Source organism: Abyssibacter sp. (assembly GCF_964229365.1).
In the GTDB taxonomy this organism is placed as follows: Bacteria; Pseudomonadota; Gammaproteobacteria; order Nevskiales; family OUC007; genus Abyssibacter.
In genome coordinates this window covers 60171-85342 of record NZ_CAXRDQ010000050.1, presented here as the reverse complement: position 1 = coordinate 85342, position 25172 = coordinate 60171, and the positions used below count along the sequence as shown (strand labels likewise).

Genomic DNA, 25172 nt, shown 5'->3' with positions numbered 1-25172 from the left:
GGTATCGATGAAAGTCAGTAGCCAGTGGCTGTCCGAATGGGTTTCGGTCAGCGATACGCCGGAAGATCTGGCCGAGCGCCTCACCCTGGCGGGTTTGGAGGTCGACTCGGTTGCACCAGTGGCCCCGCCGTTCACCGGCGTCGTGGTGGCCCGGGTCGAGGCGGTGAACCCGCATCCGGATGCCGACAAGCTGCGGGTGTGTGAAGTCAACGATGGCGCTCAGCATATCCAGATCGTCTGCGGTGCGCCCAATGTCCGTGAGGGCGTGCTGGTGCCGCTGGCGGCGGTCGGTGCCGAACTGCCCGGTGGCATCAAGATCAGGAAGGCCAAGCTCCGCGGCGTGGAGTCGCAGGGCATGCTCTGTTCTGCGCGCGAGCTGGGGTTGGGCGACGCCGCCGATGGTTTGATGGAGTTGTTCGACGTTGGCGAGCCGGGGGCCGACTTCCGTGCGGCAATCGGCGCAGACGACAACGTTATCGAGATCGAGTTGACGCCCAACCGGGGCGATTGCACCAGCATTCGCGGTGTGGCGCGTGATGTGGCCGTCCTTTACGAAGCCGATTGGTCACCGGTGGCTATACCGACGATTGTTGCCGCACACGCCGGGCAGCGAGAGGTGGTATCGGACGACGTGTCCGACTGCCCCTCACTTTACGGTCGGCTTATCACGGGCGTTGATGCTTCGCGGCCCACGCCGACCTGGATGCGCGAACGCCTCCGCCGGGCCGGGCTGCGACCCAAGAGCGCGCTGGTTGATATCACCAATTATGTGCTGCTCGAGCTGGGTCAGCCGATGCACGCCTATGACGATGCCAAGCTCTCGGGCGGCCTGACGGCGCGTCGCGCCCGGCATGGGGAGGCGCTGACCTTGCTGAATGACCAGGCTATCGATCTAGACGAAGCCTGTTTGGTGATCGCGGATGCATCCGGGCCGGTGGGGCTTGCCGGCGCCATGGGCGGTGCCGAATCGGCGGTGTCGGACGCCACGACCGCGGTTTTTCTGGAGGCCGGGTGCTTCACGCCTGAGGCCGTTGCCGGAATCGGCCGGCGTTTCAAGCTGGTTTCCGACGCGCTTTATCGATTCGAGCGCGGTGTCGATCCGCAATTGCAGGCCGTGGCAATGGAGCGGGCAACCGCGCTGGTGCTACAGGTCTGTGGCGGCGACGCGGGCCCGGTCACGTCCTGGGCCAACGTGCCCGCGCAGCCGGCGGTTTCGCTCCGACTCACTCGCTTGGCGGCACTGCTCGGCGGCGCGATCGAAGAGGATACCGTTCGCGGCATTCTGCAGCGGCTGGGCTGTGTAGTGGAGCAAGACGGTGGCGATCGCATGCAAGTTACGCCGCCGTCGCACCGCTACGATCTGACCATTGAGGAAGACCTGGTCGAGGAGATTGCCCGCATCGTCGGTTACGACCACCTCCCCGGTGGCCCGCGCTCGGTCGAGCTGGGCTTTGGTCAGTTGCTGGAAGGGCAGGTCAGCAGGCATCGCATTCATGATTTGCTGTGTTCCCGTGGTTACAGCGAAGTCATCACTTACAGTTTTGTCGACGCCCAGATCAACGCGCTGCTCTCGGGCGGGCAACCAGTCGTTCCGGTCGACAATCCCATCGCCGAGCAGATGTCAGTGATGCGCACGACCCTCTGGAGTGGATTGGTGGGCGTGCTAAAGCACAACCGTGCGCGCGGGCAGGATCGGCTCAGCGTGTATGAGATCGGATTGCAGTTTCATCCCGCCGACAATGACGATGTGAACCAGCCGCGGGTATTGGCGGGGTTGGTCGCGGGCCCTCGCTGGGCGCAGCATTGGGACAGCGACGCGCGCCCGGTCGACTTCTACGACGTGAAGGCCGATGTCGAGGCGCTGGCGCAGCAGACGCGGTGCGAACTGGAATGCCGGGCCGAAACGCATCCGGCGCTGCATCCCGGCCAGTCGGCACGATTGCTGGTTGATGGAGCCGCAGTGGGCTGGCTGGGCCGCCTGCACCCGGCAGCCGCCAAGCGGCTGGACGTTGGTCAGGACACCATGCTCTTCGAGATCGAACTCGCTGCCGTGCTCAACGGCCAAGCGCCTGCCTACACGCCCGTGACCGATCAGCCTGCGGTGCGCCGGCACCTCGCCGTGGTGTGCCCGGAACCGTTGCAGGTCGGTGATTTGCTGCGGGTGGCCCGCGATGCCGGCGGTGAACTTCTGCAAAAAACTGGCGTGTTTGATGTCTATCGTGGTGCGGGCTTACCCGATTCCTGCAAAAGCGTCGCTTTGAGCTTGATTTTCCAAGATAAAACGCGCACGCTAACCGATCGGGAGGTGGACGAGGCTGTTGCTGGTATTCGGGCGGCCCTCGGCACCGAATTGGGGGTTAGCTTCAGGGAATAAGTGTGGCGTTGACCAAGGCAGACCTTGCGGAAACGCTGTTCGAGGAACTCGGACTCAACAAGCGGGAAGCGAAGGAATTCGTCGAATTGTTCTTCGAGGAAGTCCGTCGCTCGCTGGAAGCAGGCGATCCGGTCAAGCTTTCGGGATTCGGGAACTTCGAACTGCGAGACAAGCGAGAGCGACCGGGCCGCAACCCGAAGACCGGCGAGGAGATTCCGATCTCCGCGCGCCGCGTTGTGACGTTCCGCCCTGGTCAGAAACTCCGCAGCCGAGTCGACGAAAGTGCCCGCAGCAGCACCTGAGCGCGTCCAGGTTCCCACGCTGGAACTGCCGGAAATTCCGGCAAAGCGTTATTTCTCCATTGGTGAAGTGAGCGAACTCTGCGCGGTCAAACCGCATGTTCTGCGGTATTGGGAGCAGGAGTTCACGCAGCTACGGCCGGTTAAGCGTCGGGGCAATCGCCGCTATTACCAGCGCCGCGATGTCGAACTCGTCCGGCAGATACGTCACCTGCTCTACGACAAGGGCTTCACCATCGGCGGAGCGCGTCAGCAGCTGCAGGAAAGCATTGCCGGAGATGCGCCCAAGTCACCGGCGCGCAAGGCTCTGGAAGAAATCCGAATCGAACTCGAAGCCATCATTCGCCAGCTTTGATACCCATGAAAGATTTTGGGCGCCGGCGGTGGAGTCAACCGTTCAATCCCGGTATCATCCCGCCTCTCTCGGGGTGTAGCGCAGCCTGGTAGCGCACCTGCATGGGGTGCTGGTGGTCGCATGTTCAAATCCGGCCTCCCCGACCAGATTCAGATCGAGTAGATAGAAAAAAGGCGGCCATGGGCCGCCTTTTTTTGTCCGGGGTCGTGACGACCTGGCGGCCTTAGTGGTGGCTACCGTCATCGTCCGCGGAATCCTCGATGTCTTCCTTGGTCTGCTCGAATTCCTCTCCGGCTTCCTCGGTGGTTTCATCCACCTTTTCACCGAACTCCTCGGCGGCGCCGTCGTTGCTGTCACAGGCAGAGAATCCGCCGATCATCAGTGCGGCGAAGATGGCCAGCAAACCGTTGCGAATGGCTGTGTTCATGTTGAGCTCCTTTCAAGTGTTGGGTGATCGAATCGATGTGGTGCGTCGGTCAAACCGGTGGGCGTCCTCGAACCGCGCCTGCGATCAGCGCCAGGACGAACAGGACCACAAAGATGAAGAACAGGATCTTTGCGATGTCGGTCGCTGCGGCTGCGATGCCACCGAAGCCAAAGACGGCGGCGATTATGGCGACGATGAAAAATCCGATAGCGAGTCTGAGCATGGTTAGCCTCCTTGTCGTATGAATCGTGCGGTCGCGATGGGCGGATCTAGAAGCTCCACTGCGCCTGGAAAAAGACTTCCTGTCTGATGCGGTCCAACTCTTCGCGATCGACGGAATCACGCTGGGTTGGGTGTGCCGAGATCACCGAGATGGCGAGTCGCTCGTCCAACAATGCGGTGGTTAGCTGCACACCTGCATCGGCGATGGTCTGCCGTTCGGTGTCGAACCGTTCCTCAAATTCCGCGGTGCCGATTTCGTAGAACACGGCAGCTTCCAGCTTGGCGATGCCGAGCGGAATGTTGCCTTGGGCCAGCTCTACGCGGCCATAGCTCCCTTCGTCGCCTTCCAGCGCGCCGGGTAGATACGCGGCGATTCGGGTCGGTCCGCCGAGTACCCATTCTTCGTTCTGCGGCAGGGGGTCGAAGGCCCACTGGTGTTCGGCCAGCAAGGTGATTGAGGTGTTCTCTGTGAAGTCGACGCCGAAGGTGCCTTGCACCGTGGAGATGGTGAAGTCGTCGTCGGCATCCGCGCGGCCGGCGCCTGTCTCGGCGGTATCCGCGGAGATCGCGTGCTGGCCCTCGATGGTCAGGCCCAGCGAATGTGGCAGTCCAAAGGCCGTGAATTCGTGGCCGATCGTGCCCTGCAGGCCGGCGAGGGTGTATTGCTCGTCGAGAATGAGGGCCCCGGCAGTCTCGTCGGTGACCTCGTCATCAACATAGGCGATGGACTCGCCAACGATGAGCCGCGTCCGCTCGCCCGCAAACAGCAGGTGCGAGGCCTGCGCCACCACTTCGAGCGTTTCGCCCGAATAGTTGCGTCGGTTGACTTCCAGGTCCGGAAAGACCGGGCCAAACTCACGATCAGCACGTATCACGTAGTCGTAGTCGACATAGGATGCGTCCAGGCTGAACTGTCCCAGCGTGCCGATTCGGTCGTAGCCAAGGCCGGCCTTGATCAAGTCGCCGTCGTCTTCTGACGGTCCTTCGCCTTCGAAGGCGCCATCCACAGAAGCGCGGTACTGGTTGCCGTCGACATCGGCGTAGGCGGCGTCGATCGTCGCGAAATACTCGCCGACGAAGCGATTGCCGAAATTGGATAAGCCGAGATCCAACTGGTAGTTTTTGTGAATCGACTTGTCCACTTTCACGTCGAAGGTGACAGCCGTGGGGTCGGTTTCATCGGCCGGATAGACCGCGAAGGGTTCGTAGCCTGCTTGGCGCGCATGCGCTTGAGCGAGCAGCGCCATTCGACGAAAGCGGTTTGCTGTGAGGTCCGGTTTGTTCTGGAACCCATCGAAATAACGTTCCAGCGGGGCAGGGACATCGAGTTCGGTAAACCGACCTTCCGTCACGTACAAGTTGGTTCCGCGCCGGGTTTCCAGCGCCTTGACCTGCACCAGGAAGTAGCCCCTGTCGCGGTAAGCACTGGTCAGTGCTTCCAAGGCACCTTCGCTGCCGGTCACATCTTCCAAAGCCCGAATGACTTGGTCCTGAGACAGCAGGCTATTGCCATAAATTTGGAAAAAGCGATCACCGTCCGACAAAGCCAGCGCCTGTCCGTAATCGGCGGCGGGCGTCGAAGTGATGATTTGCGCGGCGTCCGCCGGTGGCAGATCAATCGCCATGTGTTACATCCTTGTGTCGTGCTGGTGTGACATCGTGCCGAATCACAGCGCGGGTCTTCTCCCGAGCACCGTCATTCGGCACGTGTGTTTGCGGCTGATTGCCATCAGCGCGCCGACGAGCGTGGATTACTCCGCCATCTCGTCTTCGAACGAGGCCACCAGGGCGTCGAACTCATTCGATGACAGCATGCGGTCGCCGTCTTCGTCGACGCGATCAAACTGCGTCAAGACCGGGCGGCTGGATGTCGATTCGCCCGCGGAGATCATGCCGTCGCCGTCGCGATCAAGTTTTGCGAAGGAGGCGTCAGGTGACTCGACGATCTCGTCCATGCTGATCGACATCTTCCCGCTCATTGATCCCTTGACCTCGCCTTTGGTGCCTTCATAGCTGTAGCTGCTGGAGTAGTCGCTGGACGCTCTGTCCTTGGAGCCTTCAGCGCCAAGGTTCATGTCCGCATCGGCAGCGCGGCGATCGGTACTTATTTCGCCCTGTGCATCTGCATTGCCCGACGCAGCCAAAGCAGCGCCGCTAGCCATGAGCGCGCTCATCAATAATGTGATCTGTGCCTTCATACCGTGTCTCAATGGTTCAAATTGGGTAACAGCCGGTTCCGCTGCTGGATATAACAGCGCACAGGGCGTGCCAATAAAAAAACACGTTAAAACAATGAGTTAGTTGGCATCTGGTGTCTCATCCGAGTCACAGGGCGGAAAGGGGAAGCGTGGTGAAATTCATTCATAGATTAATAAAATCAATGAGATAGACGCTGTCTCCAAATCCCGACAGGTTTTCGTCGTTACGGCATGGGTCGCATGCGGACGCACCGGTCGTCGTTGCAGGGGCCGGGCGGCCACGATGTGCGTGTGCCGGGAGCATGCGGGATACTGCGCGCCCAATTCACGGAAGGCGTTCTCCCTGATGAGTACACAGTTCGATGTGGTGGTGTTCGGAGCTACCAGCTTTGTCGGCCAGATTCTTTGTCGCCACCTGTTCACCCGTCATGGAGCCTCCGGTGGCGAACTGAGTTGGGCCATGGCTGGCCGTTCGCGGAGCAAGCTGGAGCGTGTGCGGGGCGATCTTGGTGCCGGTGCAGCGAATATTCCGCTGATTCTGGCCAATGCCGACGATGAAACGGCGCTATCCACACTGTGCGCACAGACTCGCGTGGTGATCTCCACTGTCGGGCCGTATGCACTGTTCGGCTCCGAGTTGGTGCGCATTTGTGCAGAAACCGGCACCGATTATTGCGACCTGACTGGCGAGGTGCAGTGGATTCGTCGAATGATCGATGCTCACGAGGACACGGCCCAAAAATCGGGTGCGCGCATCGTTCATTGTTGTGGGTTTGATTCTGTGCCGTCTGATCTGGGCCTGCATTTTTTTCAGACCGAGGCCCGCAAGCGGTTCGGCGCGCCAAGCTCGCGCGTCAAGATGCGCGTGAAGGCCGCGAAAGGCGGTTTTTCTGGCGGGACCGTCGCCAGCCTTTTAAACGTGGTGCAAGAGGCCCGGAAGGACCCTGTGCTACGCAAACAGCTTGCGAACCCGCATCTGCTGTGCCCACCAGACGCCCGGAAGGGGGTGCGCCAGCCGAACGTGACGTTTGCCGAATACGACCCCGATGCGCGTAGCTGGCTGGCGCCATTCGTGATGGCCGCCATCAACACCCGGGTCGTGCACCGCTCGAATGCAATAGCCGGGTTTCCCTACGGTCAGGACTTTGTCTACGACGAGGCGATGATGACCGGCATCAGTTCCAAGGGGCGGCTTACCGCGATGTCCGTCGCACTCGGCATGGCAGGGTTCATGACGGCATCGATAATCCCGCCCACGCGCTGGTTGTTGCAGCGCTTTGTGGTTCCGAAACCGGGTGAAGGGCCAAGCCCCGCGGAGCAGGCATCCGGCTTTTTCGATGTTCGATTCTTCGGCCGGGGCGGCGCGGGCGACGAGTTGCTGATGACCAAGGTCACCGGTGATCGCGACCCCGGCTACGGCTCGACGGGCAAGATGCTGGGTGAAGCGGGCGCCTGCCTGGCCCTGGATATTCCCAAGGATGCGAAGGGCGGATTCTGGACGCCCTCGACCTTGCTGGGTGATGCCTTTTTGCAACGTTTACAGGCCCACGCCGGACTCCGTTTTGAAGTTGTTGGTCAATGACGGTACGAAGCATGGCCGGCAACGTGCCGACGTAGGCAACGCGTCGCCATGGCTGCGCTGATGCAATGAAACTGGCCGAGACGGATCTCGCCATTGTTGGAGCCGGTATTACCGGCCTTGCGATTGCGCAGCAAATGGCTGCCCGCGGCCGGCAGGTGACGCTGCTCGACAAGGGCTGGCATCCCGGCGGGCGATTCTCGTCGCGCCGGCTCGGTGATGGCGAGGCGGTCGTCGAGCAGGGCGTGTCACGTTTCGAGTTGCCCAGCGCGCATCGCTGGTGGTCGGGCGACGGGCTGCGCCGGTTGCGTCCTGTGGCGGGCGGGGCCGAAGCTGCGCTACTCGAATCAGCCCGAGCCTTTATCGCCGTTCAGGCGGGTGGATTGAGCATCATCAACCCGGTCCATGTTGCAACGCTGCGGCATCTGCCGAGCGGGGCTTGGGAGCTGCTGGCCGACGATGATGCATCGATCTGCCGGGCTACGCAGGTGGTGGTGACCTGTCCGGCACCTCAGACGGCGGAACTGATCGCGCCGGCGTTCCCGGATCGCGCGACTGAGCTGGCGTCGCTGAGCTATTCGTCACGCTGGACGATCACCGGCTCGATTGATCGACGCGCGCGGGTGGACGTGACCCGGCTCGTGCCGCAGTTCGAGCAGATCGAGCGCGGGGCCGTGTTCGCAGGGGCTTCACGTCAGGTGTTGAGGCTACAGGCAGGCGATGGATGGTCAGTTGCACGCCAGAGTCATTCGCCAGAGGAGGTCGCGGACGAAATGCGCAAGACATTGGAATCGGCCGGCGCCGCAGGCCTGGACGAGTTGCGCGCCAAGCATTGGCGGTATGCGTTGGCCGAGGCGCAGGAGCGGCGGTACACCGGAGCGATTGGCGCCGGGCTGCTAATCGGTGGTGATTGGAGCGAGCCGGGTGGACTGACGCAAGGCGTGGAACGCGCGCTGCGTGCGGCCGATCGGCTCGGGGGTGAGCTAAACGCCGGGGCGGCCTGAGTCGGGCGGCTGGCGTGACCGAATCGGACCAGGCCAAGTCGAAGACCGTCGTCCATCGCGATGAGGTCAAAGAGCGGCACACATCGCACTGGGATCTGGATGTGTTGCGGGATCATGAACTCGAAGCTCTTTACGCCAAGCCTCGAAACGCGGCCCTCCAACGCCGGCTATGGAAGGCGGCGATGCTGGCCGCCAGTGGCTTGCTGGCCGTTACTGTGGCGGCGGGTCTGGCCTGGTGGTTGATCTGAAGTCACTGCCAGGTATCGGCTGGCTGGCTACAATCTCGCGCCCATCTTCGCCAGTCGCACCGAATGAACCTGATCAACCGGGTGATCGACCGTGGCCTGCAGGCCAATCGCCTCGCTGCCACGGTGGCCAATAACGCATTCGACCGGATGTTTCGGCCGGGTGCCTTGATCCAGTCCAATCAAACGCCGTTCGAAACGATTGCGCGCCGGGCGCCGATGACGGTGCGGTATTACCCACCGCTGGATCAGGGCAGCATCCCGCTCACCGACGGCAGCAGCTTGCCGGTGCAGACGACCGAGCATCCGGTCCCGTTGGTGATCGTGCCACCGCTGGCCGCCACATCGGTGATCTTCGATCTCATTCCCCAGCGCAGCCTGGTGCGTTATCTGCGTGCCCGGGGCTTTCGCGTGTACCTGGTGGACTGGGGCTCCCCGGGGGAGCGCTATGCGCACTACAGCATTCGGCACTATGCCGAGGAAATGCTCGGCGAGGCGCTTGCGGCCGTGCGCGAACATTCCGGCGTGCAGCCGATCAGCTTGCTGGGCTGGTGCATGGGCGGTTTGTTCAGCCTGATCTATGCGGGTCTGTCGCATGACCCGCATATCCGCAATCTGATCACCATCGCCAGCCCCATTGACTACCGCCAGGGCGGGATCGCCGCGCGGGTGACGCGGGCAATGGAGTTGCCGGCTTATCTGATTCGCAAGTACACCAGCTTTCGGGTTCACAACATCGATCCCACCTACCTGCAGGTTCCGGGCTGGATGAACTCGTTGGCCTTCAAGCTCACCAACCCGGTTGGGAGCCTGACGGCCTATTGGGACCTGTTCGCCAAGCTGGCGGATCGCGAGTATCTGGTTCACCACACGACGACGTCGCATTTCCTCGACAACATGGAGGATTACCCCGGCGGAATCGTGCAGGACTTCATCGTCAAGGTGGGGGTCGACAATGACCTGTCCCGAGGCCGCATCGAGGTTGGCGACCGGGTGTCGCAGTTCGACAGCATCGAGTGTTCGTTGCTGGTCTTTGCCGGTGAGGCTGACGCCATCGTGACACCCAAGTCGGCGCAGACCATCCTGAATCTGGTGCGTTCGCCGGATAAGGAGTTCGTCATTGCACCCGGCGGGCATGCCGGTGTCGTCATGGGCAACAAGGCCCAGTCAGCCGTCTGGGCCGTGCTGGCCGAGTGGCTGGACACGCGGTCCGCGCTGTCTGACTGACCGACGCTGCGTTTAAGCGCAGTGGGCGAGGGCGTGGGCGTTGCGTTGACGGGTGTGCGCGGCGGTGGCGTCGTAGTTCGCGAGCAGGGCTTCCGCGTTGCGCGGGGGCAGGGCGCAGGCCCGGCAAGCGATCATGTCCTTGGCCTGGATCTCGAAGCTGTCGACCACCTGGAAGTCGTCCGTCGGGTTTTGACGGACATCATCGCCAAGCCCGGTCGGCGCCGTGCCGATGTACTGGCCTCGCATCGTCCGGCCTTCCACATCAAAAATGGCATAGCCCGTACCGATGAATTCCTTGGCCGACCAACTCTGGATCGTCGGTTCGAACAGGCGGACCGACTGGCCTCCCGTGCCGACCATCATCTGCACGTAACCCAGTGGATTGGGAATGCCGAACGCCATGGGTACGGAGCGCTGGTAGACATGGTCATGACCGCAGAGGACCACGTCGACGCCATAGCGCACCAGAATGTTTTCTTCGAGCAGCACCAGTGACGGATTGGCCGGGGCGCGGCCTTCCTGGTCCGTCCAGATCGTGAAGTGCTGCAGCACGCAGATGAAATCGATTTCGCCGGCGGCACGGCGTGCGGCGGCCAGCGCGAGGTCGGTTTCGATGGTCAGCAGTTCTTCCGGCAGCGTGCCATCGTTGATCAATGCACCTGCCGTGCTGACCATGAAGTGCACCCGGTTGTAATCGAACGAGTAGAACGTGTTGCGGCCCGGATGCGTAAAGCGGTTCTTGAACGTGTTGCCGCCGTCGTCCTCCTCCTCATGATTGCCCGGTGCGGTCATCGTGACGCGCTCGGAGAGAAGGGGTTCCACGCTGCCGAACCACTGATCCCAGACTGGCTGATTGCCGTTGGCGTAGGACAGGTCGCCGGCGATGAGCAGCAGATCGGTCGGTGTGTTCAACACCTGACGATTGACCAGGGCGGCGCGTTCGGTAATGCCGTGGTCGCCGAACAGGGTGAAGCGCCAGTTGCCACTCGGAGTGGGCTGGACGACGCGGACGTCAGACCAACTCTCTCCATCGCCCACGCGATAGCGGAACGGCAGTGAGGGGTCGAGTACCTCAACCGAGGCCCTGTGTGTGTATGCCTCGACACCTGGCGTCGCATCGGCGCTGCCCTCCGCCTGCACCGCCATCGGCATGGTTTGAATGTCCGATGCCGACATGGCGGGTGTGACGGTATCGAACTCCAGTAGGCTGGGACCGGCTTCGGTGCCGTCGGTGAACCAGGTCACCGCACGTGATGAGGCGGCATCACCGGTGAGGCTGACATGCAGGCCTCGCGGGCCATTGAGCGGCATTGCGGGCGGTGGCGTGGGATTGCCCACGGGCGGGGCCGTCGGCAGATCGGATTGGGTGCCCCCGCAACCGGCGAGCCACAGCGTGGGGAGGGTCGCGGTGCCGGCCAGAAAGGCTCGGCGCCCAGGATTAAGGACGACAGGTTTGCGGGTCATGGCATGGTCAGGCGGGATCGAAGCGGCGGGATGTTGGTCCATCTTCATGTCGCGCCGATGACAGCTACAACGCTCGAGCGCCCGATGGTTACAGCAACAGCGTCCAGAGCGGTACGGTCAGGAACGACAAGGCGATGCCGGCGGCGAGCATGGCGGTCGCCAGCGGCGGGTCCAGCTTGGCGTCCGCGGCCATGATGCCCGCGGTGATCATCGGCGCCATCGCCGACTGGGTGACCGTGATGTCTCGCAGGTCGCCGGTGATGCCCAGGGCGGCCCCCGCGCCCAGCACCAGTGCCGGCGCGGCCAGCAGTTTCCAGGTCAGACCGGCTCCGATGGGTGTGCGTAACCGCCAGACATCGCCGAATCGCATCTGAAAGCCCACCGTGAACAAGGCGACCGGGGTGAGCGTTTCGGCCAGGCGGCTCAGGACCGGCTCGATCCAGACGGGCCAGCCGCCGATCGCGCCGACGAGGAAGGCGACGATCAAGGCGATAAAGGGTGGGAACAGCACCACGCGCAAGGCAATGGAGCGCGCCTGGATTTGCTGCCCGCTAAACACGGCCGCAATCAGCACGCCGAGCGTGGACAGCATCATGAACGAGCCGAGCTGGTCGGCGATCACCGCTGTTCCGATCGCCTCGTGTCCGAACAGCGCCTGCACCATCGGCAGGCCCATGAACGCGGTGTTGCCCAGGCCGCAAGTCAGCAATACGGCTCCGGTTCGACCGCGATCCCACCGCAGCATTCGGCCCATGAGTGGAACGATCAGGCAGGCACCGAGCGCGACCATCCACGGTCCCGCGGCCGCAAACAACAGCTCGGGTCGAAATGGAATCTTCGGGATTTGCACCAGCACCAGCGCCGGCAGTGCGATGCGGATCACCCAGGCGTTGAGCACGGTCGGCGCACTGGACGGCATCCATTGCCGATTTGCGAAGAGATAGCCCAGCGCCAAGGCGCCCAGCAATAACGCAAAGCTGCTCACGTTCCTCGGTTTCCGTACTGCATTGGGGCGCGGAGACTGACCGATTCCGCCGGAGAAGACCAGTCGACTTTAGGCGCGGCTGATGGCGAATGTCTCCACAGGCCTGTCGATACCCTTTAGCTGGCGCGGGCCGGATTCGATCGTGATGGCCGAATTGTGGTCGGCCGCCGTGTGGGTGGCGGCATCCAGCAAGACCTCCCCCGATCGCGCGGCATCGCAGAGCCTGGCGGCGCGGTTGACCACCGAGCCGACGGCCGCGTATTCGAGGCGCGATGATCCGCCGACAATGCCCACCGTGGCCTGGCCCGTGGCGACGCCGATGCCCATGCCGAGCTGGTGGTCGTCCAGTGACCATTGTTCGAGCATCGGCGCGACTTCGCGCTGCAGATCACGCGCCAACGCCATGGCGATCTCGGCATGCCCCTCGCAGGGCAGCGGCGCGCCGACCAGCATGAGCACACCGTCTCCGGCGTAGTCCTTGATGGTGGCGCCGTGGCGGGCAGCGATGGCGCCCACCCGGTCGTAGTAGCTGCGCAGGCCCATGATCACCCGTTCGGAGCCGACAAATTCCGCGTAGCCGGTGAACCCGCGGACATCGCAAGCCACCACCGACAACTCCATGCTGTCGCTGGCCATCGTGCGTTTCAGGCCTTCGCGCCGGACTAGATCCGCAACCTGCGGGGCGAGAAAGCGCCGCATGAACGCGCCTTTCTGTCCTTCCAGGACGTGATATTGCACCGCGCCCACCAGCAGCAGCATGAGTCCGACCGATGTTGAGTACGCCGCGATGTTTTCGCCGGTGACCAAGCCGAGTGCGATCAGCGGTGCGCCCAGCAGAAAACCGGCCAGCCGCATGGACTCGGAGTACTCCGGGCGGCGGAACATGATGAGCCGTATCACCAGGGCCATGGCGATCATCGCGAGGATGAGCGGGCCTGCGAAGAACAGGAACTCCGGCGATGGAAAGACCCAGCCTCCGGCCAGGCCGCCGAGGAAGTGTTCCGCGCGGGACTGATAGGCCACGAGGCCGATCGCCAGATAGAGCAACGACAGCAGCTGGGCGATACGCACCAACCAGTCGCCGACTCGCGTGTCCAGATCGCCGGCGGGGATGGTGCGGCGAACCTGCAACAGCCATTGCGCGCTGAAGATCATCGCTGCGGCATCGGTGACAGCCCCGAGTGCGGCCCATCGGCCCAGTTCCGCAGGCGGTACGGGTGCGATCCAGTTGGTGTTGATGAAGATCGAGGCAGCGATGCTCGCCAGCGCGCCGGCGAGCATGCGGCTAGTGACGGAGCGCCGGTCCGACAGCACGAAGGCCAACGCCATCCCCAGCGATACGATGGACAGGACATTCGGTGCTGTATTCAAAGGGTCCATGGCGCTCTCCGTGGCCCGGACGCTGGTCAGGTCGTCAGTCTACGCCTGACCATGTTCGCGGCGTGGGTTGAAGGAGAACGCCGCGGCCATCTTTTCGTAGAACGCCTTCTCTTCCTTGGTCTTCGCCGGAGGCGTCTGGATTTGCAGGCTCACCAGCTGATCGCCTGGCGGGTTGCCGGGCAGGCCACGGCCACGCAGCCGAAGGGTTTGTCCCGTGCGCGCCGCGGCCGGCACCTTGAGCGTGACGGTACCCGCCAGCGTGGGGACCTCCAGTTTCGAGCCCAAGCCGGCCTCCCAAGGAGTGATCGGCACCGTCACACGGACATCACGACCGTCGAGTTCGAACACTGGATGCGACTGCACGTCGATCTCCAGCAGCAGGTCGCCACGCAGCCCGCCCATGCCAGCGCGTCCCTGGCCGGACAGCCGGATCTTCTGGCCGGGGCGTACGCCCTTGGGAATCTGCACGTCGACCTGACGCGGGCCGCCACTGTCATTGAGTGTGAGGCGGCGCTTGGCTCCGTTGAAGACATCCTCCAGTGTGACCGTGATGCGCGCCGATTGCGGTGACGGCCGGCTAGGGCGTCCGCCAAACGGATTCTGCCCGCCGAAGTCCCCGGCCTGAAAACCCTGCCCGAACAGGGTTTCAAAGAAGTCGGAAAAACCGGAAGCGCCGCCAAAGTCACCGCCAGCGCCACCGTCCCAGCCGGGCGGCGGCCGAAACTGTTGGCCGTTTTGCCAGTTGGCCCCGAGCGCGTCGTACTGCTGCCGCTTTTCGGGGTCTTTCAGTACCTCGTAGGCCTCTGAGACGGCTTTGAAGCGGTCTTCGGCACCAGCGTCCGTATTTCGGTCGGGATGAAATTGGCGCGCGAGCTTGCGATAGGCCGCCTTGATCTCGGCATCGGTGGCCTTGCGCGAAACACCCAGCGTGTCGTAGTAGTCCTGAAATTCCATACGGGTATTGCGTGCACCGGACAAGAGACTGGCGCAGGTATGGTGCCAGATGGAGTGAAATTCAATGCTCGGGGCTGTCGGCCTGGGCAACCACCGGCCTGCCTGACCCGGTCGGCGGCATCTCGCCATCGGCCGTTTTTGTTTTGCTGGGCTATGGGGGTGGCTTAAAACGAAATCCGGCCCGCCAGCGCGCTTGCAGGCGCTCAGGCTGCTATACTACTCGGATAAATCGCGTGCCAAGACGCGTGGCAGACACCAAATTCCTCTAAATTAGCGAAGGGAGCGAATGAGCGAGTTCGCGAAAGAAGTGCTGCACATCAATCTCGAAGATGAGATGAAGCAGTCCTACCTCGATTACGCCATGAGTGTGATCGTAGGTCGAGCCCTCCCCGATGTCCGGGATGGTCTAAAGCCGGTCCACCGACGCGTGCTGCACGCGATGCGCGAACTGGGTAACGACCACAACAAACCCTACAAGAAGTCGGCACGTGTTGTGGGTGATGTGATCGGTAAGTATCACCCCCATGGCGACACCGCCGTGTACGACACCATTGTACGGTTGGCGCAGCCGTTTTCGATGCGCTACATGCTGGTGGACGGCCAGGGCAACTTCGGGTCGGTCGATGGCGACTCAGCGGCTGCGATGCGTTACACCGAGGTGCGCATGGCGCGCATCGCGCACGAGCTGCTGGCGGACATCGACAAGGACACGGTTGATTTCGTCCCGAACTATGACGAATCGGAATCCGAGCCGGCCGTTCTTCCGACCAAGCTCCCGAATCTGCTCATCAATGGCTCGGCCGGCATCGCTGTCGGCATGGCGACGAATATTCCGCCGCACAATCTCACCGAGATCGTCAATGCTTGCGTGGCACTGATCGATGACCCCGAGATCACTATTGACGGCCTGATGGAGCATGTGCCGGCTCCGGATTTTCCGACGGCGGCCCTGATTAACGGCACGGCCGGCGTGCGTGAGGCCTACGAGACCGGTCGGGGGCGCGTGTACATGCGCGCCCGCGCGGCGATCGAAGACGTGCCCAGTGGAACCCGGCAGGCCATCATCGTCACCGAACTGCCTTATCAGGTGAACAAGGCGCGTCTGCTCGAGAAGATCGCCGAGCTGGTCAAGGAAAAGAAGATCGAGGGCATCACCGAACTGCGTGACGAGTCCGACAAGGACGGCATGCGCATGGTGATCGAACTGCGGCGCGGCGAGGCCGGCGAGGTGGTTCTTAATAACCTTTACCGCCAGACCCAGCTGCAGACCGTGTTCGGCATCAATATGGTCGCGTTGGACGGTGGCCAGCCGAAGACGCTGAACCTCAAGCAGGTGCTGGAAGCCTTCGTGCGTCATCGCCGCGAGGTCGTCACCCGTCGCACGATGTATCTGCTGCGCAAGGCGCGCGACCGAGCGCATGCGCTGGAAGGGCTCACCGTCGCGTTGGCCAACATTGACGAGGTCATCGAGCTGATCAAGGCCGCTGCCTCCCCAGCCGAGGCTCGCGCGGCGCTGGTTGCCCGTCCCTGGGCGCCGGGGCAGGTGCGCGACATGCTCGGCCGCGCCGGCGCTGCGGCGTCGCGTCCGCTAGAGCTGGCCGAAGACATGGGCCTGACCGACAACGGCTACATGCTGTCGGAATCCCAGGCCCAGGCGATCCTGGATCTGCGCCTGCACCGCCTGACCGGCCTGGAGCAGGAAAAACTGGTCGGCGAGTACCGCGAGATTCTCGAACAGATTGCTGGCTATCTGGACATTCTGGGTAGCACGGCACGCCTGCTGGAGGTCATTCGTGAGGAATTGACCCTCATCCGCGAGACTTACGGTGATGCCCGCCGGACGGAGATTCTCGAAGACTTCATTGGCCTGGACCTGGAAGATCTGATCACGCCCCAGGATGTGGTCGTCACGTTGTCGCACGAGGGCTACGTCAAGAGCCAGCCCCTGGACGTGTTCCAGGCGCAGAAGCGTGGCGGGCGCGGCAAGCTGGCCTCCAGCTTCAAGACCGACGATTTCATTGATGCCCTGTGGGTGACGCACACGCACGACACGCTGCTGTGCTTCTCGTCCACCGGCAAGGTTTACTGGCTCAAGGTCTATCAGATTCCGCAGGGCAGCCGCGGCTCGCGTGGCAAGCCCATCGTGAACCTGCTGCCGCTGGAGGGGGATGAGCGGATCTCCGCCGTGCTGCCGATCAAGGACTTCATGACCGGCGAGTCGGTGTTCTTTGTTACCTGCCAGGGTGTGGTCAAGAAGACCGAACTCGAAGCATTTTCGCGCCCGCGCGCCAACGGCATCATTGCACTGGCTCTGCGGGACGACGATGCGCTGGTCGGTGCGGCACTCACCGACGGCACGCGGGACATCCTGCTCGTGGCCGACAACGGCAAGGGCATTCGCTTCCCCGAAGAGAACGTCCGCACGATGGGTCGTACCGCCGCCGGGGTGCGTGGCATGAAACTGGGCAAGGGACAGGCGGTGATTTCGCTGCTGATCTGTCAGGACGGCGACGTGCTGACCATGTCCGAGGCCGGTTTCGGCAAGCGCACGCTGGTGGACGAGTATCCACTGCGTGGTCGCGGTGGTCAGGGCGTCTTCGCGCAGAGGCTAACCGACAAGACCGGAAAACTGGTGGCTGCGATTCAGGTGGGCGAGGGTGACGAGATCATGCTGATCACCGAATCCGGCAACCTCAATCGCCAGACGGTCGCCGGCATTTCGCGGCTGAGCCGCAACACCCAGGGCGTGAAGCTTATCCGCCTCGCTGATGGCGATCGTCTGGTCGGTGTCGACCGCGTGGCGACCGAAGCCGAAGGCGACGATGAGGGCGAGATCGACGACGCCGAGGCTTGATCGGCCTGTCCGTCGCAGCCGTATCAGGCTGCGGCGGACGGCGCTTCCTGTCGCTGGCGAACAGGGCGACAGTTCCGCCCGTTCGGTGTACTCTCCCGCGCCCCAACTTCGGATGGATACCGCTCCGGGAGCATCATGACGCGCGTCTTCAATTTCTCAGCCGGACCGGCCACGCTGCCGGTTGACGTTCTCCAACAGGTTCAGGAGGAGCTCCTGGATTGGCAGGGAACGGGCATGTCCGTGATGGAAATGAGCCATCGCGGCAAGGCATTTGTCTCCATCGCCGAACAGGCAACCGAGACGCTGAAGGCGCTGCTCAACGTTCCGGACAACTACAAGATTCTGTGGATGCAGGGCGGGGCAACGGGGCAGTTCTCGGCGATCCCCATGAACCTGCTGCGCGGCCGCGACGCCGCTGACTACCTGGTAACCGGCAGCTGGGGCAAAAAGGCGATTAAGGAGGCCGGAAAGTTCTGCACGGCCAACACCGTTGCCCGTCCGGCCGATGATCGGTTCACCCAGGTGCCGGATCGCGCCGAGTGGTCGCTGAGCCCGGATGCCGCTTACGTTCACTACACGCCCAATGAAACCATCGAGGGCGTCGAATTTCCCGATGTGCCCGATGTTGGGGACGTGCCGCTGGTCGCGGACTTTTCGTCGACCTTCCTGTCGCGTCCGATCGATGTGTCCCGTTTCGGTCTGATCTACGCGGGTGCTCAGAAGAACCTAGGCCCGGCGGGGGTGACGATCGTGATCGTGCGGGACGACCTGATCGGCGACGTGTTACCGCAAACGCCGACGGTGCTCGACTACGCCAAGGTGGCCGATGGCGAGTCGATGCTGAATACGCCTCCCTGCTTCACCTGGTACGTCTGCGGTCTGGTGCTGCAATGGATCAAGCAGCAGGGCGGCCTGGATGCCATGGCAGCCCGCAACGCCGCCAAGGCCGGCAAGCTTTACGGGTACGTCGACGCGTCTGGCTTCTACCAGAACCCGGTCAAACCGGAGCACCGCTCCTGGATGAATGTGCCCTTCACCCTGGCGGACGCCAATCTCGACGCAAGCTTTCTGGAGGGCGCCGCCGCTGCGGGTCTGACGACGCTCAAGGGCCATCGCAGTGTCGGCGGCATGCGCGCCAGCCTTTACAACGCGATGCCTGAAGCTGGTGTGGATGCGCTGATCAAGTACATGGACGACTTTGCGAAGAACAACGGCTAGCCTCTTGAAAAAATACAAGATTCAGACGTTAAACAATATTTCTGCCAAGGGCCTGGGCCGGTTTCCGCTGGACCGGTACGACGTGGCGTCCAGCCTGGATGATCCCGATGGTTTGATTCTGCGGTCGGCCAATCTGCACGAGCGGCCGATTCCCGATTCGCTGCGCGCAGTGGGCCGGGCGGGTGCCGGTACGAACAACATCCCCGTGCCGGCCATGAGCGCCAAAGGCGTGGTGGTGTTCAACGCGCCCGGCGCCAACGCCAACGCCGTCAAGGAGTTGGTGCTGACCGGCATGCTCCTGGCGTCCCGCAACATCATTGCCGCCTGGGATTTCGTCAACAGCCTGGACGGCGATCCGGCGTCGATGAACGAGCGCGTCGAGGCGGGCAAGAAACAGTTCAAGGGTTTCGAGTTGCCCGGCCGGACGTTGGGGGTGGTGGGTCTGGGCGCGATCGGCGTGCGGGTGGCCAACGTGGCCAAGGACCTCGGCATGAAGGTGATCGGCTACGATCCGGCGATCACGGTTGGTAACGCCTGGCAATTGGACGCCAATGTCGATCAGGCCTTGACCGTCGAGGAGTTGCTCGCCAAATCCGATTTCGTGTCGCTGCATGTGCCGTTGATCGACGCCACGCGGGGACTGATCAATGCCGATCGCATCAAGCTGATGCGTGACGGTGCGACCCTGCTGAACTTCTCGCGCGCTCCCATCGTCGAGGAAGCGCCGGTGTTGGAGGCGTTGGAGCAAGGCAAGCTACATCGCTACGTCTGCGATTTTCCGACCCCCGCTGGCAAGGGCCATCGGGGTGTGATCGCGCTGCCGCATCTCGGAGCGTCCACGCAGGAAGCCGAGGACAACTGCGCGGTGATGGTCGCTGATCAGCTGCGTGACTATCTAGAAACCGGCAACGTCCGGAACTCGGTGAACTTTCCTGAAGCGATCCTGCCGCTCACCGATGGTGCGGCCCGGCTGGCGGTGGTCAATCGCAATGTGCCGAACATGGTGGGGCAGATATCGACGGCGCTGGCCAAGCGCGATCTGAACATCGCCGACCTGTTGAACAAGTCGCGTGGCGATCTTGCTTACACCCTCGTTGACGTGGACGGGGATTTGCCGGTGGATCTGCTCGATGAGTTGAGCGGAATCAACGGCGTGCTGTCTGTGCGTGCCATCGAGCACTAAGTCACGGTATCGGTCATGACAGACTCCAAAGGCCGGTTGTCGGCGGCGCGATTGGCGATTGACGATCTGGATCAATCCATCCAGAAGATGATTTCGGACCGCGCACGCCTGGCGCAGGAAATCGCGATTATCAAGCAGCAGGCGGGTGATGTCGGCGACATGTATCGCCCGTCACGCGAGGCCGAAGTGCTGCGCCATGTCATGGCTCGTAACGAAGGGCCGCTCACCGATGAGACCGTCGCGCGCTTGATGCGCGAAATCATGTCGGCCTGTCTGTCCCTGGAATCGCCGCTGACGGTGGCTTATCTCGGCCCGGAAGGCACCTACACCCAAGGTGCGGTGCACAAGCATTTCGGGCATGCCGTGCGCTCGCGGCCGATGGTCGCGATCGACGAGATCTTTCGGGATGTCGAGGCCGGCAATTCGCATTACGGCGTTGTGCCAATCGAGAACTCCTCAGAGGGCGTGGTGAGCCACACCCTGGATTTGTTCGTGTCCAGCCCGCTGCGAATCTGTGGCGAGGTGACGTTGCCGATCCACCACCACCTGCTCAGCGATCGGGATCTGCCGGACGGCATCACCAAGGTGATCGCGCACCCGCAGTCTCTGGCGCAGTGCCGGACGTGGTTGCAGACTCGCTTGCCAGCGGCGGAACTCGAGACCGCCTCAAGCAATGGCAAGGCGGCCCGGCTGGTCTCGGAGAACCCGGGGCAGGGCTGGGCAGCCATCGCTGGCCGACCGGCCGCCGAGCTCTACGACCTGCGGATAGCCGCCGCGAACATCGAGGACGAGTCGGACAACACCACGCGTTTTCTGGTGATCGGTCGCCAGCAGACTGCGCCGACCGGTGACGACATGACGTCGTTCGTCTGCTCGGCGCGCGGCGGAGACCAGCGGCCGGGGGCCCTGTTCGAATTGCTCAAGCCCTTCTCCGACGCCGGGGTCAATATGACCCGGATCGAGTCGCGCCCGTCGCGCCGCGGTAACTGGAACTACAATTTCTACATTGATGTGGCCGGGCATGCCGATGAGCCTCCATTGACCGAGGTGCTAAAGGCGGTGGATTCGCGCTCCGACCTGTTCAAGATTCTCGGCTCGTATCCGCGGGCTCCGCTGACCTGATTTCGCCGAAAACTACGCAGACGATCATGATTGATTTCAAGCAACTGGCGATGCCGGGACCGGTCGCACTCAAGCCCTACACCCCGGGCAAGCCGGTCGAGGTGCTGGAGCGCGAACTGGGTATCACCGGCTCGATCAAGCTGGCGAGCAACGAAAACCCGTTGGGTTGCAGCCCGGCCGTGACGGCCGCGGTGCAAGCGTCATTGAGTGGCGATTTCTTTGCGCGCTACCCGGATGCGGCCGGGCACGAACTCAAGGCTGATCTGGCTGCGCACCACGGCATTGAAGCGGAGCGGATCACGCTGGGCAATGGCTCCAACGATATTCTCGTGCTGCTCGCCCAGGCGTTGCTGGGGCCGGGGCGGGCGTCGGTATTTTCGGATTATGCCTTCGCCGTCTACCCGATCGCCACGGCAGCGGCCAGCGGGGAGGCGAGGGTCGCCCAGGCGCTGGATGCAGACTCCGACATGCCGTACGGCCATGATCTGGAGGCGATGCGCGCGCTGATTGACGACAAGGTGCGCTTGGTTTTTGTGGCGAATCCCAACAACCCCACCGGCACCTGGCTGGAGCCGGACGGCTTCGAGGCCTTCCTGCGCGACGTGCCGGACGATGTCGTGGTGGTGCTCGACGAGGCCTATCACCACTACCAGCCGGAGGACTGGCGGATTGATGCGCGACGCCTGCTGGATGAGTATCCGAACCTGGTGGTGACGCGCACCTTTTCCAAGATCTATGGGATCGCGGCGATGCGCATTGGTTACGGCCTGTCCCACGCCGGGCTCGCCGATATCCTCAATCGCGTGCGTCAACCGTTCAATAACAATGCCGTGGCCCATGTCGCGGCACGGGCGGCCCTGGCAGATGGCGAATTTGTAGATGAGTCGGTGGCCACCAACCTCACCGGGTTGGCGCGGGTTCGCCAGGGGCTGGACGCCCTGGGTGTGGGTTACCTGCCAACGCATACCAATTTTCTGACCTTTGACCTGGCCCGCGATGCCGCGCCTGTTTACGAGGCGATGCTTCGCGAAGGCGTGATCGTCCGTCCGTTGGCGGGGTATGGCATGCCGAACCACCTGCGCACAACGATCGGCACGGTGCACGAGAACGAGCGCTTTCTCGATGCTCTGGGCCGGGTGCTGAGCGCCGGGTGAGGGCGCGATGATTCAGTCCCAACGGATTGCGATCTACGGGGTCGGCCTGATTGGCGGGTCCGTCGCGCTGGCGCTGCGTGCCGCCGGCTATGAAGGCACGATCCTGGGTTTTGGCCGTCGCGAGTCCGAGTTGACTCGTGCGGTGGCACTAGGCGTGATCGACGAGTTTTCGACCGAGGCCGACAAGATTGCCGCCAATGCTGACCTGCATCTGCTTTGCGTGCCGGTGTTGGCGATGGAATCGGTGCTGGCCGCCATTGCGCGGGTTTGTCGGGACGACGCCGTGATCACCGATGTCGGATCGACCAAGCAGTCGGTGATTGCCGCGGCGCGGCGCGCCTTCGGTGCGCTGCCGTCGGGTTTTGTTCCCGCCCATCCGATCGCCGGCACTGAACGCACTGGCGTTGCGGCGGCATTTCCGGAGTTGTATCGCGAGCGGCTGGCGATTCTGACCCCGACGGCGCAGAGCGCCGAATCCGCCCTGCGTGAGGTCGAACAGCTGTGGCGGGCCTGCGGCGCCCGGACCATTCGCATGGCGGCGGATCATCACGACGATGTGCTCGCCGCGACCAGTCACCTGCCACACATGCTCGCGTTTGCCCTGGTTGAAATGCTGGCGACACGACCGGATCACGACGAGATCTTCATGTACGCCGCCGGCGGTTTTCGCGACTTCACCCGCATTGCATCCAGCTCGCCGGAGATGTGGCGGGACATCGCGCTGGCGAATCAGCAGGCCGTCAGCGACAACCTCGCGGCGCTAATCGGCGGCCTGCAGACGCTCAAACAGGCGATTGATGACGGCGACGCAGCGCAGATCGAGTCCCGGTTTCGCTGCGCCAAGCAGGCCCGGGACGCTTATGTCGCGCTCACGGGCGACCGGGGCGCGTCATGAGCGGCTCGAGTGTGTCCTTTCGGGTTCAGCCGTCCGGTCCGCTGCGCGGCGAGCTGCGCGTGCCCGGCGACAAGTCGATCTCGCACCGGTCGGTGATGCTGGGGGCGCTCGCCGATGGGGTGACGGAGGTCGAGGGGTTCCTGCAGGGCGAGGATTGTCTCGCAACGCGAAAAGCCTTCGAGGCCATGGGTGTCGTCTGCGAGGACACATCGCCCACCGGCATGCGGATTCATGGCGTGGGTTTGCATGGCCTGCGCGCGCCCGCTGCACCGCTGGACCTGGGCAACAGCGGCACGTCGATGCGGCTGATGTCCGGACTGCTGGCGGGGCAGGCCTTTGACGCCACACTGACCGGCGATGCGTCGCTGTCGCGTCGTCCGATGCGCCGAATCACCGAACCGCTGGGCCGCATGGGCGCGCGCATTGAGTCGACGGGAGCCGGCACGGCTCCGCTGACGGTTCACGGTGGTCTCGGGTTACACGGCGCCAGCTTTGATTTGACTGTGGCCTCGGCGCAGGTCAAGAGCGCGCTGTTACTGGCCGGTCTCTACGCGGAGGGTGTGACTGTCGTCAACGAACCGGGCATTAGCCGGGACCATACCGAACGCATGCTGGCGAGCTTTGGAGTGGAGGTGCCGGTGTCCGGTCTGCGCTGCCAGGTGGCCGGCGGCCAGCGGTTGACAGCTACCGCCATCGACGTGCCGGCAGACCTGTCCTCTGCGGCCTTTCCCATTGTGGCGGCCCTGATCGCGCAGGGTTCCGATGTCTTGCTGCCCGGGGTGGGGGTGAATCCATCGCGGGCGGGTGTGCTGAAGATTCTCGAGATGATGGGCGCGCAGCTGTCTCTGCTCAATGTCCGTGCCGCGGGCGCCGAGCCGATCGCTGATCTCCATATCGTGGCTGGTCCGTTGCAGGGGGTGGATGTGCCGCCGGCGCTGGTGCCCCTGGCCATTGACGAGTTTCCCGCGCTGCTGGTGGCGGCGGCGGTGGCCAAGGGCACCACACGGATCACCGGCGCGGCGGAGCTGCGGGTCAAGGAATCCGACCGCATCGCCGCAATGGCGCGAGGTCTGGAGGCCGTCGGGGTGCAGGTCGAGGAGGCGGAGGACGGCATCACCGTCCACGGCGGCGGGGTTCGCGGCGGTGTCGTCGACTCGCTGGGGGACCATCGCATCGCCATGTCCTTCGCCGCGCTAGGTGCCGTCGCGGCCGACGGGATCGAGATTCGGGATGTCGCCAATGTCCAGACCTCGTTCCCGGGTTTCATCGATGCCATGTCTGGCCTCGGCCTGAACATCGAGCAGCTGCCATGAGCGTGGAGACTCCAGTCGTGGCTGTAGACGGACCCAGTGGTGTCGGTAAAGGCACGCTGGCGTTGTCGCTCAGCGCACATTTGCGCTGGCATCTGCTGGACTCTGGGGCGCTCTATCGGCTGGTGGCGCTGAGCGCGATGCGCCAACGGACTGCATTGGATGATGAGACGACGCTGGCAGGCATCGCCCGGACACTGCCGGTGGCGTTTTCCGTGCAGCCGGGGCAGGGCGTCCGGATTGATCTCGCGGGAGACGACGTCACCCGCGCCATTCGTGAGGAGCGCGTAGGCGATGCCGCGTCCCGGGTCGCGGCCCTGCCGGCCGTGCGCGCAAATCTGCTGGAGCGGCAGCGGGATTTTCGCACTGCGCCGGGCCTGGTGGCCGACGGCCGCGACATGGGCACGGTCGTCTTTCCCCGCGCGCCTCTGAAGCTGTTCCTGACCGCCTCCGCCGAGGTGCGTGCCAGACGCCGCGCCGCGCAATTGAGCGTGCCCGAAAACAGTGCTACATTCGAAAAGATTTACTCTGATATAATCTCGCGCGATCAGCGGGATGCGTCGCGTACGACCGCGCCGCTCAAGCCGGCAGACGATGCCGTGATCCTGGACACCTCCGAGCTTGGCATCGACCAGGTGTTACGACAGGCCATCACCCTCATCGTCGACCGTGGGCTCCAGTAGCCTCGCCGATCAAGCACGAATTTAGCCCGGGGCGCCAAGG

General features: G+C 63.3%; 23 protein-coding genes. 15 read left to right on the top strand and 8 right to left on the bottom strand.

The genetic code is table 11. The features are described from left to right. Nucleotides 1–7: 7 nt before the first annotated feature. Genes pheT through ACE1EY_RS08590 form a run of 3 tightly spaced genes read left to right on the top strand, consistent with a single transcriptional unit; the run spans nucleotide 8 to nucleotide 3028 of the window. Complete coding sequence (pheT, locus tag ACE1EY_RS08600; RefSeq protein WP_370299956.1) at nucleotides 8–2374, top strand: phenylalanine--tRNA ligase subunit beta; 2367 nt, start codon at nucleotides 8–10, stop codon at nucleotides 2372–2374. A gap of 2 nt (nucleotides 2375–2376) precedes the next feature. Continuing rightward, complete coding sequence (locus tag ACE1EY_RS08595) at nucleotides 2377–2676, top strand: integration host factor subunit alpha (RefSeq protein WP_291514163.1); 300 nt, start codon at nucleotides 2377–2379, stop codon at nucleotides 2674–2676. Beyond that, nucleotides 2657–3028, top strand: coding sequence for a MerR family transcriptional regulator (locus ACE1EY_RS08590; protein ID WP_370299955.1), 372 nt, complete (start codon nucleotides 2657–2659; stop codon nucleotides 3026–3028). Before ACE1EY_RS08595 ends, ACE1EY_RS08590 begins: the two co-directional genes overlap by 20 nt. Nucleotides 3029–3251: 223 nt before the next feature. Here ACE1EY_RS08590 and ACE1EY_RS08585 read toward each other — a convergent pair whose 3' ends face one another. From ACE1EY_RS08585 to ACE1EY_RS08570, 4 genes are all read right to left on the bottom strand, one after another. Next, nucleotides 3252–3455: a hypothetical protein gene (locus ACE1EY_RS08585; protein ID WP_291514164.1), complete on the bottom strand. Its 204-nt coding sequence runs from the start codon at nucleotides 3453–3455 to the stop codon at nucleotides 3252–3254. A 49-nt stretch (nucleotides 3456–3504) separates the two neighbouring features. After that, on the bottom strand, nucleotides 3505–3678 hold the full coding sequence (locus tag ACE1EY_RS08580) for a DUF1328 domain-containing protein (RefSeq protein ID WP_291514165.1): 174 nt from the start codon (nucleotides 3676–3678) through the stop codon (nucleotides 3505–3507). A gap of 46 nt (nucleotides 3679–3724) precedes the next feature. Then, complete coding sequence (locus tag ACE1EY_RS08575; protein ID WP_370299954.1) at nucleotides 3725–5302, bottom strand: ShlB/FhaC/HecB family hemolysin secretion/activation protein; 1578 nt, start codon at nucleotides 5300–5302, stop codon at nucleotides 3725–3727. Nucleotides 5303–5428: 126 nt separating this feature from the next. Continuing rightward, entirely contained in the window at nucleotides 5429–5875 is a 447-nt protein-coding gene (locus tag ACE1EY_RS08570; protein WP_291514167.1) for a hypothetical protein, read from the bottom strand. A gap of 346 nt (nucleotides 5876–6221) precedes the next feature. On the opposite strand from ACE1EY_RS08570, the gene ACE1EY_RS08565 reads away from it, so the two are divergent. From ACE1EY_RS08565 to ACE1EY_RS08550, 4 genes are all read left to right on the top strand, one after another. Continuing rightward, complete coding sequence (locus tag ACE1EY_RS08565) at nucleotides 6222–7457, top strand: trans-acting enoyl reductase family protein (RefSeq protein WP_370299953.1); 1236 nt, start codon at nucleotides 6222–6224, stop codon at nucleotides 7455–7457. Nucleotides 7458–7522: 65 nt separating this feature from the next. After that, nucleotides 7523–8458 carry an FAD-dependent oxidoreductase gene (locus ACE1EY_RS08560; protein WP_370299952.1) on the top strand — a complete coding sequence of 312 codons (936 nt, stop codon included), beginning with the start codon at nucleotides 7523–7525 and terminating at the stop codon, nucleotides 8456–8458. Between the two features lie 14 nt (nucleotides 8459–8472). Continuing rightward, a complete protein-coding gene (locus tag ACE1EY_RS08555) occupies nucleotides 8473–8706 on the top strand; it encodes a hypothetical protein (RefSeq protein WP_370299951.1) in 234 nt (77 codons plus the stop codon). Between the two features lie 63 nt (nucleotides 8707–8769). Beyond that, nucleotides 8770–9930, top strand: coding sequence for an alpha/beta fold hydrolase (locus ACE1EY_RS08550; protein ID WP_370299950.1), 1161 nt, complete (start codon nucleotides 8770–8772; stop codon nucleotides 9928–9930). 12 nt (nucleotides 9931–9942) lie between these two features. Here ACE1EY_RS08550 and ACE1EY_RS08545 read toward each other — a convergent pair whose 3' ends face one another. From ACE1EY_RS08545 to ACE1EY_RS08530, 4 genes are all read right to left on the bottom strand, one after another. Next, the gene (locus ACE1EY_RS08545) at nucleotides 9943–11394 is read right to left on the bottom strand and encodes a metallophosphoesterase (protein WP_370299949.1); all 1452 of its coding nucleotides are present in this window, start codon (nucleotides 11392–11394) and stop codon (nucleotides 9943–9945) included. 88 nt (nucleotides 11395–11482) lie between these two features. Next, the gene (locus ACE1EY_RS08540; RefSeq protein ID WP_370299948.1) at nucleotides 11483–12379 is read right to left on the bottom strand and encodes an AEC family transporter; all 897 of its coding nucleotides are present in this window, start codon (nucleotides 12377–12379) and stop codon (nucleotides 11483–11485) included. A 69-nt stretch (nucleotides 12380–12448) separates the two neighbouring features. Next, on the bottom strand, nucleotides 12449–13759 hold the full coding sequence (locus ACE1EY_RS08535) for an adenylate/guanylate cyclase domain-containing protein (protein ID WP_291514174.1): 1311 nt from the start codon (nucleotides 13757–13759) through the stop codon (nucleotides 12449–12451). 39 nt (nucleotides 13760–13798) lie between these two features. Next, complete coding sequence (locus ACE1EY_RS08530) at nucleotides 13799–14713, bottom strand: DnaJ C-terminal domain-containing protein (protein WP_291514175.1); 915 nt, start codon at nucleotides 14711–14713, stop codon at nucleotides 13799–13801. 286 nt (nucleotides 14714–14999) lie between these two features. On the opposite strand from ACE1EY_RS08530, the gene gyrA reads away from it, so the two are divergent. The 8 genes from gyrA (at nucleotide 15000) to cmk (ending at nucleotide 25132) form a co-directional block, all read left to right on the top strand. Further along, entirely contained in the window at nucleotides 15000–17567 is a 2568-nt protein-coding gene (gyrA, locus tag ACE1EY_RS08525; protein WP_370299947.1) for a DNA gyrase subunit A, read from the top strand. 135 nt (nucleotides 17568–17702) lie between these two features. Beyond that, entirely contained in the window at nucleotides 17703–18785 is a 1083-nt protein-coding gene (gene serC, locus ACE1EY_RS08520) for a 3-phosphoserine/phosphohydroxythreonine transaminase (RefSeq protein WP_291514177.1), read from the top strand. Nucleotides 18786–18789: 4 nt separating this feature from the next. Then, nucleotides 18790–19968 (top strand): phosphoglycerate dehydrogenase, encoded by a 1179-nt coding sequence (locus tag ACE1EY_RS08515; RefSeq protein ID WP_370299946.1) that lies wholly within the window; start codon nucleotides 18790–18792, stop codon nucleotides 19966–19968. 15 nt (nucleotides 19969–19983) lie between these two features. Beyond that, nucleotides 19984–21090 (top strand): prephenate dehydratase, encoded by a 1107-nt coding sequence (gene pheA, locus ACE1EY_RS08510; RefSeq protein ID WP_291514179.1) that lies wholly within the window; start codon nucleotides 19984–19986, stop codon nucleotides 21088–21090. 26 nt (nucleotides 21091–21116) lie between these two features. Then, entirely contained in the window at nucleotides 21117–22244 is a 1128-nt protein-coding gene (gene hisC, locus ACE1EY_RS08505) for a histidinol-phosphate transaminase (RefSeq protein ID WP_370299945.1), read from the top strand. Between the two features lie 7 nt (nucleotides 22245–22251). After that, nucleotides 22252–23139: a prephenate dehydrogenase gene (locus tag ACE1EY_RS08500; protein ID WP_370299944.1), complete on the top strand. Its 888-nt coding sequence runs from the start codon at nucleotides 22252–22254 to the stop codon at nucleotides 23137–23139. Next, nucleotides 23136–24452: a 3-phosphoshikimate 1-carboxyvinyltransferase gene (gene aroA, locus ACE1EY_RS08495; protein ID WP_370299943.1), complete on the top strand. Its 1317-nt coding sequence runs from the start codon at nucleotides 23136–23138 to the stop codon at nucleotides 24450–24452. Before ACE1EY_RS08500 ends, aroA begins: the two co-directional genes overlap by 4 nt. Continuing rightward, complete coding sequence (cmk, locus tag ACE1EY_RS08490; RefSeq protein WP_370299942.1) at nucleotides 24449–25132, top strand: (d)CMP kinase; 684 nt, start codon at nucleotides 24449–24451, stop codon at nucleotides 25130–25132. The genes aroA and cmk overlap by 4 nt, the downstream gene beginning before the upstream one ends. The last annotated feature ends 40 nt before the right edge of the window (nucleotides 25133–25172 follow it).

Coding starts and splice junctions, on each gene's coding strand:
- gyrA (WP_370299947.1), top strand. CDS start 15,000: ATGAGCGAGTTCGCGAAAGAAGTGCTGCACATCAATCTCGAAGATGAG.
- ACE1EY_RS08500 (WP_370299944.1), top strand. CDS start 22,252: ATGATTCAGTCCCAACGGATTGCGATCTACGGGGTCGGCCTGATTGGC.
- ACE1EY_RS08545 (WP_370299949.1), bottom strand. CDS start 11,394: ATGACCCGCAAACCTGTCGTCCTTAATCCTGGGCGCCGAGCCTTTCTG.
- pheA (WP_291514179.1), top strand. CDS start 19,984: ATGACAGACTCCAAAGGCCGGTTGTCGGCGGCGCGATTGGCGATTGAC.
- aroA (WP_370299943.1), top strand. CDS start 23,136: ATGAGCGGCTCGAGTGTGTCCTTTCGGGTTCAGCCGTCCGGTCCGCTG.
- ACE1EY_RS08575 (WP_370299954.1), bottom strand. CDS start 5,302: ATGGCGATTGATCTGCCACCGGCGGACGCCGCGCAAATCATCACTTCG.
- ACE1EY_RS08580 (WP_291514165.1), bottom strand. CDS start 3,678: ATGCTCAGACTCGCTATCGGATTTTTCATCGTCGCCATAATCGCCGCC.
- ACE1EY_RS08585 (WP_291514164.1), bottom strand. CDS start 3,455: ATGAACACAGCCATTCGCAACGGTTTGCTGGCCATCTTCGCCGCACTG.
- ACE1EY_RS08565 (WP_370299953.1), top strand. CDS start 6,222: ATGAGTACACAGTTCGATGTGGTGGTGTTCGGAGCTACCAGCTTTGTC.
- ACE1EY_RS08570 (WP_291514167.1), bottom strand. CDS start 5,875: ATGAAGGCACAGATCACATTATTGATGAGCGCGCTCATGGCTAGCGGC.
- ACE1EY_RS08550 (WP_370299950.1), top strand. CDS start 8,770: ATGAACCTGATCAACCGGGTGATCGACCGTGGCCTGCAGGCCAATCGC.
- ACE1EY_RS08560 (WP_370299952.1), top strand. CDS start 7,523: ATGAAACTGGCCGAGACGGATCTCGCCATTGTTGGAGCCGGTATTACC.
- pheT (WP_370299956.1), top strand. CDS start 8: ATGAAAGTCAGTAGCCAGTGGCTGTCCGAATGGGTTTCGGTCAGCGAT.
- ACE1EY_RS08530 (WP_291514175.1), bottom strand. CDS start 14,713: ATGGAATTTCAGGACTACTACGACACGCTGGGTGTTTCGCGCAAGGCC.
- cmk (WP_370299942.1), top strand. CDS start 24,449: ATGAGCGTGGAGACTCCAGTCGTGGCTGTAGACGGACCCAGTGGTGTC.
- hisC (WP_370299945.1), top strand. CDS start 21,117: ATGATTGATTTCAAGCAACTGGCGATGCCGGGACCGGTCGCACTCAAG.
- ACE1EY_RS08535 (WP_291514174.1), bottom strand. CDS start 13,759: ATGGACCCTTTGAATACAGCACCGAATGTCCTGTCCATCGTATCGCTG.
- serC (WP_291514177.1), top strand. CDS start 17,703: ATGACGCGCGTCTTCAATTTCTCAGCCGGACCGGCCACGCTGCCGGTT.